We start from the raw sequence: 19,911 nt of genomic DNA on the forward strand, positions 1-19,911 counted from the left end.
TTATTTTAAAATTTGCTTAATCAATGATTTAAGCGATGCATTATCTTTCCATTTTTCAAAGAAAACAATTGCTTTGGCCGATGGTTTTTGATTGGTTTTGGTTAAGATATCCAGATAGTTTTCTATTATTTTCTTGAAGTTGGTTGGTAATTTGTCTTTTAGATCAAGAGTTGAAAAAAACGAGTTCAACAACTTCAATAACGCATTATTGTGCAATGGTGAAACATCTTTTATGGCAATTAATCCGTCGACTAATCTTAAAAACACGCCATATTTTTCGGTTACCAGATACGCTATTTTCTCAGCAAAAAGTTCGATATCAATAGCTTGTTTTTCGATTAACTGAATCAAAACTTCAGATGCCAGTAATCGTAAATCTTTCTTTTCCTGGAAGAAACAGCAGGCATACAAAAACAGGCTGATATCTGAGAATCGAAATTCAGGTCGGTTGATGACATCCAGAAAACCTTTTAATTCTGGTTTTGCTCCATCGGCAGTTCCGCAATTTTGCAGTAAAGTCAATGCCAGCGCATCTGAGTTCTGCGGCGTAAGACTGTGCCAGAAATAGGTGTTTCCTGCATAGTTGAGTAAATAATCCCAACTGTTTGGTCGCTGATATACATCAAGACTGTACAGCAAATAGTTTGGGATTTTAGAATAATTAGGCAAGTCGAATCTTAGTTCGTACCAGGATGGCGTTCGTTCCTTTTCTTTGGTTTGGTAATTCGTCCATTCGTTCCATTTTTCCTTAAACTGAAGTTGAGGTTTAAAAGGAGACACCACAAACGGAATCTCTTTTAAATACGTATTCTCAAATTCAGGAAAAGTATCGTTTGGATAAAAAGTTCTTGCTGCAACTGCCCAAAGCGACAGGTTTCCGGTTTCTTTGGTCGTTTTGCCCATTGTCGCCAATAGTTTCGAAAACAACGAAGTCGAATCTAATGCTACTTTTTCGTTTACGCCCAGACAAAACGATAATAAGGGTTTGAGTTCACCTTCGATCTTATCTAATAACGGAATTGCCTCTTCAACATTTTCTCTCGGCATACGGGCAATTGCAATAGCCAGATCGACAGCATCAATTTCTTCTTTTGTATTTTGATATGCAATAACCCTTTCTAACAAAACTTTTGGAGCGACCCAATACGGTTTATGGCTCGGGAAAGAGAGCAGGGGCAAAGTAGAATTAGAATCTATTTTTTGCTGCACTTTTTCGAGTAAAGGCTGCATCAACAAAGTGGTATTAATCTTTGAATAATGATTGACTTTACTATTGAATTTGTTATCGATGTTGGCGATTTTAGATTGTAAAAATGCCTTCACGAAATTTTTGTGAGTGGCTTCAAAATAATGCTTTTGCAATTGTTTTTCATAAGGCTGCAATTGCGCGCTATAATCTGCCGGAAACAAATCCCGTTGCGCAATATAAATATTCAATAGAATTTCTGAATCGACTGTTTCTTCTGAATTAATGAAATTTCCAAACTGAAAAACAACATCGTTCCAATCCTTTGGCAACTGAACTTCTTCTGTAAGCAATAATTCTTGTTGAGGTTCGAATGTATATTCTTCATGTGCAGTATCATCAACAACCAGAGCATCTTCGTCTAAGAACTGGGTTAATCCTGATTTGATATTTCCCTGCATCAAAGTCACGTAAGATGATAATTTCTCTTTAAGAACTTTATCTTTTACGTTGCCAATTTTGGTAATAATTTTGGTAGTGCGTTCCTGCAACGCCAGATCGGCAATAACATAAACATCGGCAATAATAGATGAAATTGTAGCACTTAGTTTCGGGTTCGATTTGGTGATTTTTTCCAGAATTGGCAAAACATTTTTAATGGCCGCTTTACAATCGCTGCGCATCATTAAAGGTTCTAGCCATTCGAGAAATGATTTGGTTTTGAATTTAGGATGATCGTAAATTTTCTTGATTAGTTCAATTCCGTAACTCGTTATAGGCGGATACGGATTGTGTAGAAAAGAGAATATGTTTTCCTGTAGAACGATCAGTTCATCGGCAGTAACATTAAATTCTTCGATTCTTTTTCTAAAAAAAGATTTCAGGTTATTGTTCCATTCTTTGGTTTGAATCAGGATGGCATTTTCGATAAAAAACGCACGTTCCATCTTTTTCTCCTCTAATAATGATTTATAAATAACGGCCCAGGTCTGGAATTCATCATGTTTTTGTTTATCATTATCCCTAAAAAAACTACTGTGCAGAATCGTTTCATAATTAAACAATTCCGGAATATCCCTTTGATACGTTAGTTTGTCGCTTAAGGATGTATTAATGAATCTTCTGGTCTTCATTTTGGAGCGCCATTCATTCGTTGCGGCCAATGTCAAAGCGTATAATTCGGGATTATAGGTTAATAAATCCTGTTCTTCGAGTTGGCGCAGGGTATGATAATTAAATCCAACCCAATCTTGTCTTTTTACTTTATCTAAAATAAAAGTATCGAGCCAATTGGGTTTTGCCCACAATAAAACTTCCTTCACCTGAGGTTTTTCGTCTAATTCATTTAATAGACTCAAAGCCTCGTCCCAGGAATTGATATCTGCTTTATCAAATAAGGCGATGGCGCTTAGGGTAATAATATCACTTTGTTTTTTATCGCCGCGTGTTCCCCAGCCATAATCGTGTTTGTCTTTTTTTACATAACCCGGATCTTTGGTAAGATCAGTATAGGTCATAAAATAACGTTTACTTTTCTTGATGAGTTTTTTTAGCGCTTCAATATTCCCTTTTGATTTTTCTTTTAGAAAAGGCAATAGTAAATCTATATTTTTAGATTTTATGATCGTCTCATATTCTTCAAGAACTTCATCAGATTTTGCGCTTTTAGCGGTTTTAGGTTTCGAAGCCACGGCAACATCACCAGTTTCTGAATAACCTTTTTTTACTTTTTCGGCCAGTATTTTTTCTGCTGATTTCAGACATTCTTCGTCTGTAGAAAATGATTTGGTTTGAGAAGTTCCTGATGTTCCGTTTTTGCCGTAAGTCACAGTATATTCTAAACCTGTAACTTCAATTTGCCAAAACTTATCAGAGTTTCCGTCTATGTATTTTAAATATTTTTTCATGGTATTTAAGGGACTGAATTTGATAAAAAATAATGTGTGCGTATATTCTCAAAAATATAAAATTATTAAGCTTTATAGGCTTTTTTAAGGGAAAATTTAGGTTAAAATTGCGCTCTGCTTTATAAATATTTCAGCGTTAATACTATAGAAATGTTAAAATATATTGTACATTTGTTCTTGAAATGGAAAAGAAAAACATAAATATCAACGTGTCGGAAAGACAATATAGCGATCGTTTAGCCGGATTTGTTCTTGCTAAAGGTTCTGGATGTGATATGTATTTTAATGAATTGAAGTGTAAATTGTAGTTACAAACTCAACATAAATATATAAAAGCGTCCTTTTCGGGGCGCTTTTTTTGTTTTAGTCCCACTTAGCGAAGTAGAAGTGTGATAATTTAGATTACTCATTATGACAGAAAATGATAAAAAAGAAGTTTTGACCAAAAAGAATCAAAAAAATAATTGACCAAAATGTTACATGATAATACTAAATAACGAAATATACTCTTGAAAAGTAATCTGATGATACACAGTCATTTGATAAAATGAAGAATCTGCACAAGTATGCGGACAGCCATTTCTATGTTTTTATTTCGGGTTAAATAATTGATTATCAGAAAAATAAATATTAAAAATCATTTGGATAATTGATCTTTTCGAATATATCTTTGTCCAAGAAATTTGAAGATAGAATTTCAAACAATAATGATTTAAACAGACAATACAACAAATACAATACAACAAATAAAATGGATTTTAAATATAACTCATATAGTACAGAATTACACGCCTCAGGATTCGTTTGGGGATGTTTTACAATACAGGTGCATGAACGGCAGTAGGATAGATATATCTTATTGAATCTCATGAAGCACCTTTAATCGGGTGCTTTTTTTGTGCAAAAAAAATAAAGTTTGCCGCGAAGGCACTAAGGCACAAAGATTTTGTATAAAGAATTGAATTAAAAAAATTAGTGACGTAGCAACAGACTGAAAAAGTAATGCGTAAAATGATTTTCGCGCAAAGTCGAAGAGGCGCAAAGATTCAAAGTAAAAAGATTAGCGACTTGTCGTCTTTGCGAGAGACAGACAAAATATTGATGAAACAAAAAAGCGAGTGATTATCTCGTAAAAATAAAAGATAAACCTTAGTGTCTTTGAGCCTTTGTGGCAAATTACCTAAGATTAACAATAACTAACCAATTAAAAAAAAATATTATGAACAACAATACATTAGATAAATACAAAAAAGCGATTAGAAATAAATACGAGATCGAAAAAGAAGGTGAATACTTTGATTATTTGTACAGTCCTTCTCGTGGAAAACTACGTGATTTCTGTTGGCTTATTTTCGAGAATGGCGTGACTCAGGATGATTTAAATGTTTTTAGAAATTTATTTTCTATCGATTTTGATCACACCAAAAAGAAGAAATTTAAGGAGCAAAAAGACAAGTTCAGACCTATCGAAACCTTCTTGAAAGGAGAAACAGATCCAACGAATATTGATGCAATAAATCTGGCAGCAATTATGGTTGATTTTCAGCCGCGTCCGTTTAAAAACTTTAATAAAATGTGCAGAATGGAAGATGCAAAACAGATGCAAAACAGCTATCAGGCTCAAGCAGTCGTAGAAGTAGAGAAAAAATTCAGGAAAATAGCGAGCTTTGTTGAAAATGAAAAGTCAGCAGAATATTCTAGAAAAGGAAGTATTTTTTCAAATTTCACGACTCTATTTTCTAAAAAAGGAGACCAGAAGAGATACCCGGAGAAAAGAATCAGGTTTTCGAGTGGCTAGAACGTTATGGGTCTATTGAAGGAAGTCTTCGTGAAGTGAAATATCTGTGAAAGACAAGATTAAATTATAAAACAAAACACTTACATTTGCAATCGAAATGAAAATGAAAAACATACATATCAACCTGTCAATAAGACAATATAGCGATCGTTTAGCGGGATTTCTTCCGGCTAATGGCTTAGGATGCGGTATGTATTTTAATGAATTGAAGTGTAAATTATAGTTACAATCTCAACATAAATATATAAAAGCGTCCTTATCGGGACGCTTTTTTTGTTTTCATCACGATGAATGAAGTCGAATTTCGAATATTTATATGACTCTTTATGACAGAGAAAGAACTTTTAACTAAAAATAATTAAAAAAATAATGACCAAATGTTTCATGATAAGACCAAATAGCGCAATATAATTTTGAAAAGTAATCTGATGAGAGACAGTCATTTGATGCAATTAAGAATCTGCACCATTAAGCGGACAGGAATTTCTATGCTTTGTGTTTAAATGCAACTACTTGATTATCAGTAAAATAAATTAAAAATAATTTGGATAATTGATTTTTTAGACTTTATCTTTGCCGAAGAAAATTTGGAAGACGAATTTATCACAACAACAACAACAACAATGATTTCAATATATAATACAATAGACAAAATGAATTTCGATAAAAATATATACAACGCAGAAATAGTAAACCCGGGTTTTTATCCAGGACGTTTAACAATAAAGGTGCATGAATACAGGCGATAGGATAATTATATCTATTCAATCTCATGAAGCACCTTTAATCGGGTGTTTTTTTTATGCCCAAAAATAAAATGATTTCGTAGCTCAATTGGCAGAGCGCTTGACTGTTAATCAATAGGTTGAAGGTTCGATTCCTTCCGAAATCGCACGTTCTCTAGAAGGAACTGGCTCATTGGGGGTACTGGCTAACCTTCCCGACTGTCTCTCGGGAGAAACGGGTTCGACTCCCGTATGAGCCGCTTTTTTTAAGGTTCAAAGTTGCAGAGTAACAAAGTTTCAAAGGTTAAAAAAACTTAGAATCTTAGTATCTCAGTATTCTCAGAAACTTAAAAAAAATAACTGGGAAGATAACGGTGGTTGTTTACCCGCCTTGGACGCGGGAGGTCGCAGGTTCGAATCCTGTTTCTCAGACAATTTTTTAGGTGCAAAGTGACAAAGTGACAAAGGTTTTAAAACTTTGCGCCTCTGCGCCTTTGCGCGAGATTGATTAAGATAATCTTAAAGAAAAAATGCGAATGATTTTCGCGTAAAGTCGTGGAGTCGCAAAGAAAAAAAAATAAGCTTTGTGCCTTTGAGCCTTCATGGCAATTTAAAAATACTGCGCAGAATAATTGCGCAGTACCATTTGAATATTTGCTCAGATAATAAAAACAAGTTCTTTTATAAATTGAAATACATCAAAGTGAAGGCTTTGATTAAAAATATCAAACAAGTCCTGTTGCGTGTTTCTGTATAGCACCATTGTAGGGAACTTTTCGCGAAAGCGTATTATGTTTTTCTATGCAACTTGATTTGGAGGTTTTGATGGTTTTCCAAAAAACGATCGCCAACTCTATGTGTTGTGGGTTCGAATCCCATTCGCAGCAATGCGATAGCTCAATCCGGTAGAGCAATAGATTTTTTCGGGTCTCAAAAAACCTGTTGAACAGAGACCATCACTCTTTAAAAGATGACCATTGAAAAAAACTGATTTGTCTTTGTCAGTGAAACTAAGATTTTAACATCTGAAATTTCACACTCATGATAAAACCAGCGCGAAAAGTAATGTTTTTTGAAATACTCTTTTTCTTTTCGATTTGATTGTACAGATGATTTTAGGATCATCTATATAAGAAACAATCGCAAACAATTTGAGTAAACAGATCACAAACTGTTCGTCCATTTTTCTCTGAGGAGAAGGGCAATGAGGTTTTTTATAAATAAAGAGAAAAGAATATAGAATAAAGATAATAGAGTAAAGATAATAGAGTAAAGAATATATAAGAAAGATTTTCGTTGCTTTCAACTTGAAACAAAGAAAACCTGAAATTTTAAATAAAAAATAGAATGATAAAGAGAATTAAAATCGAAGCGTACCAAGCGGGTTTGCTTTTCGAAAACAGAAAATTAGTTGCAGTGTTACAAGAAGGTTTGCACTGGACTTTTGGGAACAAGAGTGTGTTGATTTATGATATGAATGCAGCTTTTCAGGCTCCATTTGAGTTGAACATCTTATTGCAGAATAAAGATTTGGCTTCAATGCTGGAAGTGGTTGAGGTGGCCGATAATGAGATCGTATTGCAATTTGTAAACGGAAACTTTAAAGAGATTTTGATTCCTGGGAGATATGCTTTCTGGAAAGGAATTGTAAAAAATGAATTTACGAGAGCCGATTTATCTAAGATTGAAATCACAGAAAATATTAAAGTGAATCTATTGGAACATGCGAAAATGAGATACTTTACCAGAAAGTTTATCGTAGCAAGCAATGACAAAGCGTTGTTGTTTGTGAATGGAACTTTTGTAAAAGAATTGAAATCAGGAACGCATTACTTTTGGAATAACGCGATTACAATCGAGGTTAAAACCGTTGATATCAGACAACAGCAAGTAGAAATTTCCGGTCAGGAATTATTGACTAAGGACAAAGCAGGATTAAGAATCAACTTTTTTGTGAGATATCAGGTTGTAGATATTATGAAGGCTTTGCTAGACAATAAAGATTTTGAAAAACAATTGTATGTGGCAATGCAACTGGCTTTAAGAGCTTTTGTTGGCGGATTGACTTTAGATGAATTATTGGCCAGAAAAGATACAATTGCCGAAGCCATTTTAGGAGAAGTAACCACTAAAATAGAAGACTTAGGTTTAACGATTTTTGATGCCGGAATTCGTGACGTAATCTTGCCAGGAGATATGAAAGAGATCATGAATCAGGTTTTGGTTGCCGAGAAAAAAGCTCAGGCCAACAGTATCATGAGAAGAGAAGAAACTGCTGCAACAAGAAGTTTATTAAACACAGCAAAGCTGATGGAAGAAAACGAAATGTTGTGGAAATTGAAAGAGATGGAATACGTTGAAAAAATCGCTGATAAAATTGGAGAAATCACAATTTCAGGAGGTGGAAACGTCATTGGTCAATTAAAGGAAATCTTTGTGAAATAAAAATAAATTAAAAATTAGAAAAATGAAAACTACAGATAAAATTATTATTATCGATTTAGAAGCCACTTGTTGGCAGAGCGCAGTTCCTGAAGGTCAGGAGAATGAAATTATCGAAATTGGCTTAGCGGTTTTAGATTTGCAAACGAGTGAAATTACGCAGAATCAGGGTATCTTAATAAAACCCCAGCGTTCAAGCGTGAGTCCCTTTTGTACAGAACTAACAACTATTACCCAAGATTTACTCGATAAAAACGGAGTAACTTTTGAGCAAGCCATCGAAAAGCTGGTAGACGAATATCAGCCTGATTTATATACCTGGGCGAGTTACGGTCAGTACGATATAAATATGATTCGAAAACAATGCAGCTCGTTTGGTATTGCTTATCCAATGGGGGATCAGCATATTAATGTGAAAACACTTATTGCAGAAAAATTAGATTTACAAAAACCAACCGGAATGAATGGTGCTTTGCATCTTTTAAATATTCCGCTGGAAGGAACGCATCACCGCGGAATTGATGATGCAAAGAATATCGCAAAAATCCTGAATTGGTGTTTGCGCAATTAAAAACGGCTGCCTTTTTAGGACAGCCGTTTTCGTTTGGTTATATTATTTTGATTTAATTTTGACCATATATTTTAGCGTAAAGATCTTTATAAATTTCTTTGATGATTTTACGTTTTAGTTTTAGAGTTGGAGTCAGTTGTCCGCCATCGATAGACCAGACATCTGGAGTAAGCTCAAAACGTTTGATTTTTTCCCAGTGACCAAATTTCTCATTAATTTTTTCTACTTCTTCATCAATACGTTTGATTACATCGGCATTTTCGCTGATAGAGGCATCTGTACTTCCTAAAGTTACTTTATGCAGTTTTGCCCATTCTTTTACAAATTCAAAATTAGGCTGAATAAAAGCAGCAGGCATTTTTTCTCCATCACCAATTACCATGATTTGCTCAATAAAACGAGATTGTTTCATGGCATTTTCAATCAATTGAGGAGCAATATATTTTCCGCCCGAAGTTTTGAACATTTCTTTTTTACGGTCTGTAATTTTAAGGAAACCTTCGCTGTCAATTTCACCAATATCTCCTGTATGAAAATATCCGTCCTGCAGAGCTTCGGCAGTTTTTTCAGGGTCTTTAAAATAACCTAACATTACGTTTGGTCCTTTGCAAAGAATTTCTCCATCCTGAGCAATTTTTACTTCAACGTTACGAATTACTTTACCAACAGTTCCAATCTTGAAACCTCTGTTTCTTTGATCATTTACAGCAATTACCGGAGAAGTTTCAGATAAACCGTAACCTTCCATTACCGGAATTTCGGCAGCAGCAAAAACTCTTGTCAAACGAGGTTGTAAGGCAGCACTTCCGGAAACCATTAATTCCAGATTTCCTCCCAAACCTTCTTTCCATTTACTGAAAATAAGTTTTCTGGCGATTTTTAACTGAAATTCATACCAAAAACCATTGGCACCGTATGGCTCGTATTTTAAACCTAAATCGATAGCCCAGAAAAATAATTTTTTCTTGATACCGGTTAATTCACCGCCTTTTGCATAAATTTTATCGTAAACTTTCTCTAAAAGTCTTGGTACAGCTGTAATAACTGTAGGACGAACTTCTTTTAAGTTATCACTGATTTTATCAATCGATTCTCCAAAATAAACAGAAACCCCATAAAACTGATAGATGTACAAAATCATCCTTTCAAAAATATGGCAAATAGGCAAGAAGCTCAATGCAGTACTTTTTCCCGGATCAAACGGAATTCTTGGGGCACTGTCTAAAACATTCGACACAATATTTTGGTGCGAAAGCATCACCCCTTTAGGTCTTCCTGTTGTTCCAGAGGTATAAATAATGGTAGCCAAATCATCTGTCTTGATACTGTCTTTTCTGGCTTCGACTTCGTTTTGATTGCTCTCATCTTCACCCAGTGCCAATAGCTCAGTCCAGTGTTTGCATCCCGCAATTTCATTAAACGAGTAAACCTCTTTTAATGTTGGTACATTCGATTTTATCGCATTTACTTTGTCAAGTACTTCCTGATCAGATACAAAACAGTAAATACTTCCGCTGTGGTTTAATATATATTCGTAATCCTCTTCGGCAATAGTGGGGTAAATAGGAACGTTTTGCGCACCGGTTTGCAAAATACCAATATCCATGATATTCCATTCGGTACGATTGTTAGAAGTGATTAAAGCAATTTTATCATCTTTCTGAACGCCTATACGTAATAATGCTCTCGAAACAGCATTTGCTTTTGCAATATATTCCTGGCTAGATGTTTTTTCCCAGACTCCATTTTTTTTGGTTGCTAAGGCAACTGGAAGGTTGTAAGTTTCTTGTTGATAATAGGGAAAATCAAAAAGGCGTGTGATTGAAACCATGTTTAATATATTGAATTTTACCGCAAATTAAATAAAATTTAGGTATGATTTTTAATTTTATAAAATTTTATGGGAAAAATTATAGGTATAATAGAAAATCTACGAAAACGTTTTCTTTTTTGTAGTAATTTTTTGAAATAACGAGAAATGTTTATTTCAGGGGCTAAATTTGATGAAATTACTGAACGTTATAATCCACATATTCTTTTACTCTTTCGCCCATTAAAAACATTTTTTTCTTGGCAAAATGAATAGAAAATTGAGAATATATCCAGGCATCACTATCATTTGTTCTGTACCAAAACGTATAGGATGCACTATTGAAACCTTCTTTAAAAACAGGAATTCCTTCATCTGTACATTCGATTCCCCAGTTGATTTTACTTTTGCTCAAATCATCGGCCTGGATAAATCCGGTACCGTCAGGATTTAAAACCGTACTAGGCGCTTTTTGTCCTGTAGGGATATAAGTTCCGGGAACAGGATAACCAATTGTAGTAGTGATATAATGATCACGACCGTTGTAGGTAATTTGATCTACATGAACCTGAGCATGAGATGGTGCAGCAACAAAAAATAACGTAATAAGTAATAAATGTAAAGATTTCATTCTATGTAGGTTTAATTGTTTTTGGATGCAAAAAAAATCAGTGACATAATTTTTTTGGCGAATATACTTCAAATTTTTATAGAAAAATGAATCCCAATTACAAGAATGAATTTATTTTTTAACATTTTATTGCTGCTGAAATATTACTCTGTCGAAAACTGATTTTCCAGTAGCTTTTCTTTAAAATCAGATTTAAAACTATAGGCAAAAGTCAGCATCAAAGCACGCGTATCTGATTTTGAGGTTCGATTATTACTAAAAAGCAAAGTGTTGTTTTTATAGCCACTTTCTAAGGTGTTAAACATATCTGTAACCACCAAGCCTAAACGGGCATTTCCTTTACTCAACTTTTGCTGAAAACCCATATCGAGATTATATACAGGAATTCTTTTTCCCTGAGCCGTTGCTAAGGAAGAATTGTAATTGCCAATTATTTGTAGTTTTCCGCCTTTCCAGGGAAGAAAATTATTGATGATTTTGCCATACCAGCTAAAAGCACTATTCACCACATCCTGAGCCAAATTTGACGCATTGATTTTTTGCTCAAAAGCAGTAACGCTGATGTTGGCGTCATAAAAGCCAATTGGTTTTAGACTAAAAATAGTTTCTAAACCATAAGTTATGGTACTTCCTATATTTCGTGGTTGCAAAAGAATCACACCATTGTCTTGTAATTCTGCATATTGTCTTATAGCGTCAGTTGCATTTCTGTAAAAGGCATTGGTCGAAAACGAATATTTAGACCATTCTTTATTATAACTCATTTCGGCAATATGAGTGATTTCAGGTTTCAAATACGGATTTCCGCTATGAGGATTCAAAGCATCAGTAATATCTACAAAAGGGTTTAAGTCATCTAAATCCGGACGATTGATACGTTTGCTATATCCAATTTTTACAAATTCGTCTGAAGCTAAATTCATTTGCAATGATGCCGAAGGAAAGAATTTTAAATAATCATTGCTAAAGTGATCGCTATTATTTTTTGTGGCTCCAGTGTTAGAAGCATTTTCGGCGCGTAACCCTAGATTGTATTTCCATTTTGGATTTTCTTTATCACCTATAAATGAATTTAGCACACCGTAAACAGCATTTATTTGTTCATTAAATTTAAAGGAATTGCTAGCCAGAGGATTTACTACATATTGATCATTCGTTTTATCTGCACTTTGAAAATCAGAATTAAAAAATCGGAATGTTCCTTTGTAACCCGTTTCTATAATGGACTTTTCAGCAACCGGAATTGCATAGTTTACAATGGCATTCGAGATATTTTCATGCTCATAATTGTGTGTTCTTTGTAAAAAAGCATCGGCAATTTGCGCATTGTATTGATCGTAATTATTAGTATCAATATCGGTGTTTTCTCTATGTTTATTAAAAGAAGAAGTAATGCTTGCATTCAGGCTTTTTTGATCGTCATCAAATTTTCGACCATAACTAAAAGCCACTTCACTCACTTTTGAGCGTTCTAGTTCTAATGAATGCCTGATATTATTAGAGAAAAACTGATTGGCACTTGTATTGACCTGAGTATGCAAAGTTTCATCATTATCCTGACTTTCCATATTTCCTAAAGCTTCAAACGAAAAACTGTTCCTGTCATTAGGAGAAAAATCAACATTTAGTTTTAAATTTTGCAATCCTTCGGTTCGTTTGTCATTTCTATTTTGATTGATAAAATATTCATTATCAATAAGATTATTGGTTCTTTCGGCTTTTATTTTTTTGGTTCTGCCGGCAAAACGATTGTCATAACCCAAACCAAAATTCCATTTTTCTAATTTCTGATTCATAATTACAGAACTGTTTAATCTTCCTTTTGCACCAAATCCGCTGCCTAAAACTACTGCGCCATTAATCCCGCTTTGATTGTTTTTTTTGAGTTTAATGTTGATAATACCACTTTCTGCATTGGCATCATATTTAGCCGTAGGATTGCTAATAACTTCAATATTTTCAATACTACTGGCAGCAATTTGGTCCATATTTGTAATGGCCGAGTTTTTTCCGTTAATTAAAATCATTGGAGATTTTCCTCTCAGCGTTATTCCTCCGTCAGCATCAACGGCAACAGTTGGCATATTTTTTAGCATATCCGTAGCCGTTCCTCCGGATTGCGAAATATTCGAAAACGCATTAAAAATAAAGCCTTCGTCTGTTTTCTGAATTTGTTTTTTCTGTGAATTCACCACAACAGCATTCAGTAAATTAGTATCACTTTCTAAAGTTATAGTTCCCATAGAAATAGGAGAGCCTGTAAAATTTATTTTTTGTTTAACAGTTTTAAAACCTATTAATTTAAATTGTAATTGATAATCGCCTGAAGGAATATTTTCTAAAGAAAAATTTCCAGCGATATCTGTTAAGGCATAATTGGCTACTTTGGTAGAATCGATTGTGTTTTTTAAAATAACATCGACAAATTCTATAGCTAGTTTCCCGTCAGAAACAGTTCCTTTTATAGAAGCGTTTTGACCAAATGAAAATTGACTTAATGTAAATAAGAAAATTAAAAGCGATAGAGTTTGTCTGCATTTTTTCATGAGACAAAGATATTTATCGCATTAAATACAGCTTCTTAAAGTGCCTTAAGATATCATTAAATTAGGCTTAGAGTAGTTTAAGTAAAAGCTTTTGCCACGAATAAATTAGTTTTTTTGTTTGCCGCGAATTTCATGAATTATTATTTTAATGCTTTGCTAACCGCAGACAATGACTAGTTTTTAAAATCATTTTAATCCTTTTAATCTGTGGCATTTTTTTAGATTATCACATTAATAAATTCGTGTTAATTCGTGAAATTCTTCGCCTGTTCGCTATCGGCTCGGGCCGTGGCAAAATAAAACAAAAAAAAACGCTCGATAATTCGAGCGTTTTATATTTTTTAGATTTTCTCAATCCATTTTCTTGCGTTTACAAAAGCTTCATGCCAAGGTGAAACTTCGTCGTTTCTGTCTTTTGGATAATGCGCCCAGTTCCATTGGAAAGTCGAACGCTCAATATGAGGCATCATTACCAAATGTCTTCCGGTTTTGTCACATAGCATTGCCGTGTTGTAATCAGATCCGTTAGGGTTTGCAGGATAACCTTCGTAAGCATATTTAGAAACAATGTTATAGTTTTCTTCGGCAAGAGGTAAATTGAATTTTCCTTCTCCGTGAGAAACCCAAACTCCTAAAGTACTTCCGGCCAATGTGGATAACATAACCGAATTGTTCTCCTGAACTTTTACAGAAGTAAAGATACTTTCGTGTTTGTTACTTTCGTTATGAAGCATTTTTCCGTGAACTTCATGCTCGGGATTGATCACTTCTAATTCCATAAACAATTGACAACCGTTACAGATTCCAACAGACAAAGTATCTTCTCTTTTAAAGAATTTATCTAAAGCTGTTTTTGCTTTTTCGTTGTATAAGAAAGCTCCGGCCCAACCTTTAGCGGAACCTAAAACATCTGAGTTAGAGAATCCTCCAACAGCACCAATGAACTGAATATCTTCAAGTGTTTCACGACCAGAAATTAAATCGGTCATGTGAACGTCTTTTACATCAAATCCTGCTAAGTACATCGCATTTGCCATTTCGCGTTCAGAATTACTTCCTTTTTCACGAATAATAGCCGCTTTTGGTCTTGGTTTAGAATTGTCGATTTCTGGTTTCTTTCCTGTAAAGTGTGCTGGGAAAGTATATTGTAGAACTTGATTTTTATAATTTTCGAAACGTGCCTGAGCTCTTCCATTTTTAGATTGTTTTTGATCTAATAAATAAGAAGTTTCAAACCAAATGTCTCTGTAAGTTCTGATATCTAATTTATATTCTCCAAATTCCAACGCTGCAGTTTCCTGAACTGAACCAATCTTGAAGAATTCGATATTGTTTCCTTTTAATTTAGCTTCAACTGCTGCATCTGATTTTGCCTGGAAAACGATTCCGATGTTCTCTGCGAAAAGGATTTTCAATACGTCTTTTTCCGCGAAAGCGCTAAAATCAACTTTAGCTCCAAGGTTTACATCAGCAAAACACAATTCTAATAGAGTAGTAATTAAACCACCACTTCCGATATCATGTCCGGCTAAAATTTGGCTTTCGCCGATTAATTCCTGAACCGTATTAAATGCATTTTTGAAGAAAGAAGCGTCTTTTATAGTAGAAGTTTCTTTTCCAATCGTGTTTCTAATTTGTGCAAAAGATGAACCTCCTAATTTGAAGTCATCCTGAGACAAATTGATATAATAAATAGATTCTCCGTTTTTCTGTAAAACCGGTTCTACTACTTTTCTAATATCGGTACAGTTTCCTCCAGCCGAAATAATAACCGTTCCCGGCGCAATTACTTCGTCGTTTGGATATTTTTGTTTCATAGAAAGTGAATCTTTTCCTGTCGGAATATTGATTCCCAATTCGATTGCGAAATCTGAACAACCTTCAACAGCAGCGTACAAACGAGCGTCTTCACCTTCGTTTTTACAAGCCCACATCCAGTTTGCAGATAATGAAATTCCTTTTAAACCATCTTTTATCGGCGCCCAGATAATGTTTGATAACGATTCTGCAATAGCATTTCTACTTCCTGCAACCGGATCAATCAAAGCAGCGATAGGAGCATGCCCAATAGAAGTTGCGATTCCTTCTTTACCTAAATAATCCAGAGCCATAACTCCAACATTATTCAAAGGCAATTGCAAAGGACCTGCATTTTGTTGTTTAGCTACTTTTCCACCCACACAACGGTCTACTTTATTAGTCAACCAGTCTTTTGAGGCAACCGCTTCTAAACGTAAAACATCTTTTAAATAATTTTCGAAATCTCCTGCGTTGTAAGCAACATCAGCATATTTTCTGTCGATCGTTTTATCAGTCATAACCGTTTTTGGAGAACTTCCGAAGAAATCTTCTAAAGCATAATCCATCGGTTTTGAACCATTTGATTTAGATTCGAAAGTAAAACGGTGATCTCCCGTAACATCTCCAACCTGATACATTGGTGAACGCTCTCTGTCGGCGATTCTTTGTAAAGTGTCAATATCTTTTTGCCCAATAACCAATCCCATTCTTTCCTGAGATTCGTTACCGATAATTTCTTTTGCAGAAAGTGTAGGGTCTCCAACTGGTAATTTATCCAAATCGATCAATCCACCAGTTTCTTCAACCAATTCCGAAAGACAGTTTAAGTGTCCTCCAGCTCCGTGGTCGTGAATCGAAACAATTGGATTATTGTCGCTTTCTACCAAACCACGAATAGCGTTAGCAGCACGTTTTTGCATTTCTGGATTCGAACGTTGGATCGCATTTAATTCGATTCCTGAACCAAAAGCTCCTGTATCTGCAGATGAAACTGCAGCTCCACCCATCCCAATTCTATAATTTTCTCCACCAAGAATTACGATTTTATCACCTTCTTGTGGTTTCTTTTTTATTGCCTGATCCAGTTTTCCGTATCCAATTCCTCCCGCTTGCATGATTACTTTATCGTAACCAATTTTGCGGTCGTTTTCTGAATGTTCGAAAGTTAAAACTGAGCCTGTAATAAGCGGTTGCCCGAATTTATTTCCAAAATCAGAAGCTCCGTTTGAAGCTTTGATCAAAATATCCATTGGTGTTTGGTACAACCATTTTCTTTCTTCAACAGCATTTTCCCATTTTCTGTCGTCGTTCAAACGAGAATATGAAGTCATGTAAACAGCAGTTCCTGCCAAAGGCAAAGAACCTTGTCCACCAGCTAAACGGTCCCGAATTTCTCCTCCTGAACCTGTTGCAGCTCCGTTGAAAGGCTCAACAGTAGTTGGGAAATTGTGTGTTTCTGCTTTTAAAGATAAAACCGAATCAAATTCTTTGATCTCGTAATAATCTGGTTTGTCAGCTGTTTTTGGTGCAAATTGCTGCACTTTTGGTCCTTTTACAAAAGCAACGTTGTCTTTGTAAGCAGACACTATATCGTTAGGATTTTCCTGTGATGTTTTTTTGATTAATTTAAAAAGAGAAGTCTCTTTTTCTTCACCGTCAATTACAAAAGTTCCGTTGAAGATTTTGTGACGACAGTGTTCAGAGTTTGCTTGTGAGAAAGCAAAAATCTCAGAATCGGTTAGTTTTCTTCCCAGTTTTACAGCAAGATTGTCTAAATAATCTACTTCTTCCTGGCTAAGGGCTAAACCTTCTACTTTATTGTAAGTTGCAATATCATCGATTTCCAGAATTGGTTCCGGCTGAACGTTGATAGTGAAAATTTCCTGATCTAATTGATTGAATTTTTGTGAAAGCATAGGATCAAAATCAGTAAAATCTTCCGTTGCCGGATGAAATTCTTCGATTCTGATAATGCCCGGAATACCCATATTCTGAGTAATTTCTACAGCATTTGTACTCCAAGGTGTGATCATAGTGGCACGAGGACCAACAAAAAAATCCGTCAGTGCGGATTTTTCGATCTTATTAGAGTTGGCAAAAAGCCAGTTTAGTTTTGAAATGTCTTGAGCCGAAATTTCGTTTTGCGTTTGTACGGCAAAAACAGTTTTGCTTTGGTTTTCAAAGAAATGGATCATTGTTTTGTGTAGTTTGTTGTATTGAGGTGCAAATTTAGTGTAAATAAATAGCAAGCGCAAATTTGAAAACAAACTCTTTCGAAAAAATATACAGATGCTTCTTTAAACCATATAAGTGATTTAAATTCATTTAATTACTGTTTGAATTTTGCTCGCAAAGTTGCAAAGACGCAAATGTTTATTTACAAAGCTTAAAAACTCAAGCTTTACGTATTTGCGACTTTGCGAGATTAAAAAAATCTAAAATGAACTTATATTACTTATTTTGGTGAAAAAATAAAACAAAAAAAGCGGCAATATTGCCGCTTTTAAATTTAGTAAGCACTCGTTTAATTTAGTTGATTATGATCTTTTTGCTAAAAGTGTCAGAATCCTGATTAATACGAACAATGTAGATGCCTTTTGGCAAGTTATTTATCGTCGATAATGAATCAGTACTATTTGATTTCTCAAATACCCTCTGACCAAATATGGAGATTATCTCGATAGAATAAGGTGAATTAATAGTATTAAAGTAAATATTGAAGTTTCCGTTGGTTGGATTTGGATATAAAACCAATTCTTTTAATTGAGGAGCAGTTTCTTCTTCCGTTTCTACAGATAGAGTTTGTGTACGTTTAGCGCCTAAGTTAGAGCAGGTATCTGCGGCATAAGAATCCCATTGTGAGCTTAGGTTGAATGTTGTACTTGGAGCTGTTACGGTAGATTTTCTTCTTAAAGTAACATCTGCTGCAAAGTTGGCAGTTCCGCCATTAAAAGTTCCTATAATGTCAATTAAAACGCCATTTTTAAATAAACCTACAGCATCATTTCCGTTAAAAGTCAATTCGGTTGCTGTTGTCGAAATATTCGCTGAACTTGTTGGATAACAGCTGGAGGCCATTGAACTGTTTACGATCGTAAATTTACTTCCGGTGGCTAATGTTCCACTTAATGCTAAACCTGTGCTCCACGATCCGGCGCCATTGGTTTGTTTTTTAATGGTATAAGCAGATAAACTCACTGAACTTGCTGTATTATTAGCAATTTCTAATGCTTTATTATTTCCAGAACCTTCAATATATTCCGAGAACAAAATGTCCGAAGCTGTTCCGCCAGTCCCGCCGCTTGCATTTGTCGTAGCAGCAATAGTGTTGCTTGACAAGGAAGTGTTTCCTGCCACATCTCTTGCTGTAACATAAATGTTGTAATTGGTAGAAGCGGTCAATCCGGTAATAGTATAATTTAAAGTAGTAACCGTATTTTTCAGCACACCATTTGCATAAACGTTATATCCTGTTACACCCACATTGTCTGTTGAAGCATTCCAACTAACCGAAACAGAAGTTGCTGTTGTTGCTGTCGAAGCTAAATTTGTTGGAGCGGTTGGAGCCTGAGTATCTCCGGAAGAAGTTCCTCCCCAAATTTGGTTTACATATTCAGGATGATCGATATATGGGTTTCTATTATTCTGACGTCCGTAAATAGCATTATTTCTTGCGATTTCTCTTGCACTTACCGGATCTTGGGCATTCCAGGCCAAAAGAACATTCAAAAATGCGGTTGTAAATACCTTATTGCTTGAACCATCAAACATAACATAAGAATATCCTGCAACGGTATTTTCGTAACGGGTGGCAAAATAAAAGTACATTCGGGCAATATCGCCTTTAAATTCATTTACAGGTTCAAAAACAGTTCCTGAATATCCAGATACTGCACTTGAGCCCAATTTGCTTCCGTTTTGAGAGGTATAAGTGGCTGAATTTACAATACCATGCGGATAATTAGAACGGATTCCGTTTACTTTTCCGTCGGTTGGAGTGATAAAATGGGCATCGGCAACCATTGGAGATTGCTCATTAAATACCGATTGCGGAATAATGTGCTCTCTATTATAACAATCGCCTTCTACTGAATAATTGCCACATCGTTGCGTGCTTCCTGTACTGTAATTATAAGGATCTGTTCCTGACGGATTTTCAGAATACATGTCTAAAACCGTTCCGTCGTTTTCGTAGAAGTTATCAACATCCGATGTTTGATAGGTAGTGTACAAACCGGCATAACCATTATCGGTATGACCTTTAATGATATTGTACAATTGTGTTTTTAGAGTGTAACCTGTTCCGGTTGCCGTGTTGTAATAGCCAGCAGGAATTTGGGAAAAACCAACGGCAGTAAACATCAATAAGATTAAAAAGTAGTTTTTTTTCATAAAAGTAGGTTTAGATTTGGGTTGTCAATAAATTGAATGTTAGGTTTCTAGTTTATTAATTGTATCAAAAATACTACTTTTAAGAATACACTACGTTAAGTGA

The 19,911-nt window shown here is 34.9% G+C and carries 9 protein-coding genes and 3 tRNA genes; 6 read left to right on the plus strand and 6 right to left on the minus strand.

Going from position 1 to position 19,911, the window contains the following annotated elements:
* Positions 1–3,093 carry a DUF6493 family protein gene (locus GIY83_RS02090; RefSeq protein ID WP_208684401.1) on the minus strand — a complete coding sequence of 1,031 codons (3,093 nt, stop codon included), beginning with the start codon at positions 3,091–3,093 and terminating at the stop codon, positions 1–3.
* A gap of 1,219 nt (positions 3,094–4,312) precedes the next feature.
* Here GIY83_RS02090 and GIY83_RS02095 point away from each other — a divergent pair.
* The 6 genes from GIY83_RS02095 to GIY83_RS02120 all read left to right on the plus strand — a co-directional run bounded on the left by GIY83_RS02095 (position 4,313) and on the right by GIY83_RS02120 (position 8,629).
* Entirely contained in the window at positions 4,313–4,891 is a 579-nt protein-coding gene (locus GIY83_RS02095) for a hypothetical protein (protein ID WP_208684403.1), read from the plus strand.
* An 819-nt stretch (positions 4,892–5,710) separates the two neighbouring features.
* A tRNA-Asn gene (locus tag GIY83_RS02100) sits at positions 5,711–5,783 on the plus strand.
* A gap of 20 nt (positions 5,784–5,803) precedes the next feature.
* A tRNA-Asp gene (locus GIY83_RS02105) sits at positions 5,804–5,876 on the plus strand.
* A 100-nt stretch (positions 5,877–5,976) separates the two neighbouring features.
* Positions 5,977–6,048, plus strand: a tRNA-Pro gene (locus GIY83_RS02110).
* Between the two features lie 915 nt (positions 6,049–6,963).
* Positions 6,964–8,061 (plus strand): slipin family protein, encoded by a 1,098-nt coding sequence (locus GIY83_RS02115; RefSeq protein ID WP_208684405.1) that lies wholly within the window; start codon positions 6,964–6,966, stop codon positions 8,059–8,061.
* Positions 8,062–8,083: 22 nt separating this feature from the next.
* Positions 8,084–8,629 carry a 3'-5' exonuclease gene (locus GIY83_RS02120; protein ID WP_208684407.1) on the plus strand — a complete coding sequence of 182 codons (546 nt, stop codon included), beginning with the start codon at positions 8,084–8,086 and terminating at the stop codon, positions 8,627–8,629.
* A 52-nt stretch (positions 8,630–8,681) separates the two neighbouring features.
* On the opposite strand, the gene GIY83_RS02125 is transcribed toward GIY83_RS02120, so the two are convergent.
* From GIY83_RS02125 to GIY83_RS02145, 5 genes are all read right to left on the minus strand, one after another.
* On the minus strand, positions 8,682–10,460 hold the full coding sequence (locus GIY83_RS02125) for a long-chain fatty acid--CoA ligase (RefSeq protein ID WP_194615784.1): 1,779 nt from the start codon (positions 10,458–10,460) through the stop codon (positions 8,682–8,684).
* Between the two features lie 178 nt (positions 10,461–10,638).
* Entirely contained in the window at positions 10,639–11,070 is a 432-nt protein-coding gene (locus GIY83_RS02130) for a hypothetical protein (protein ID WP_194615785.1), read from the minus strand.
* A gap of 143 nt (positions 11,071–11,213) precedes the next feature.
* Positions 11,214–13,616 carry a TonB-dependent receptor domain-containing protein gene (locus GIY83_RS02135; protein ID WP_208684409.1) on the minus strand — a complete coding sequence of 801 codons (2,403 nt, stop codon included), beginning with the start codon at positions 13,614–13,616 and terminating at the stop codon, positions 11,214–11,216.
* 341 nt (positions 13,617–13,957) lie between these two features.
* Entirely contained in the window at positions 13,958–17,611 is a 3,654-nt protein-coding gene (purL, locus tag GIY83_RS02140) for a phosphoribosylformylglycinamidine synthase (RefSeq protein ID WP_194615787.1), read from the minus strand.
* A 334-nt stretch (positions 17,612–17,945) separates the two neighbouring features.
* Positions 17,946–19,808, minus strand: a complete 1,863-nt coding sequence (locus GIY83_RS02145) for an endonuclease (protein WP_208684423.1) — start codon at positions 19,806–19,808, stop codon at positions 17,946–17,948.
* Between the last annotated feature and the right edge of the window lie 103 nt (positions 19,809–19,911).

This window comes from Flavobacterium sp. SLB02 (assembly GCF_009664855.1).
GTDB lineage: Bacteria > Bacteroidota > Bacteroidia > Flavobacteriales > Flavobacteriaceae > Flavobacterium.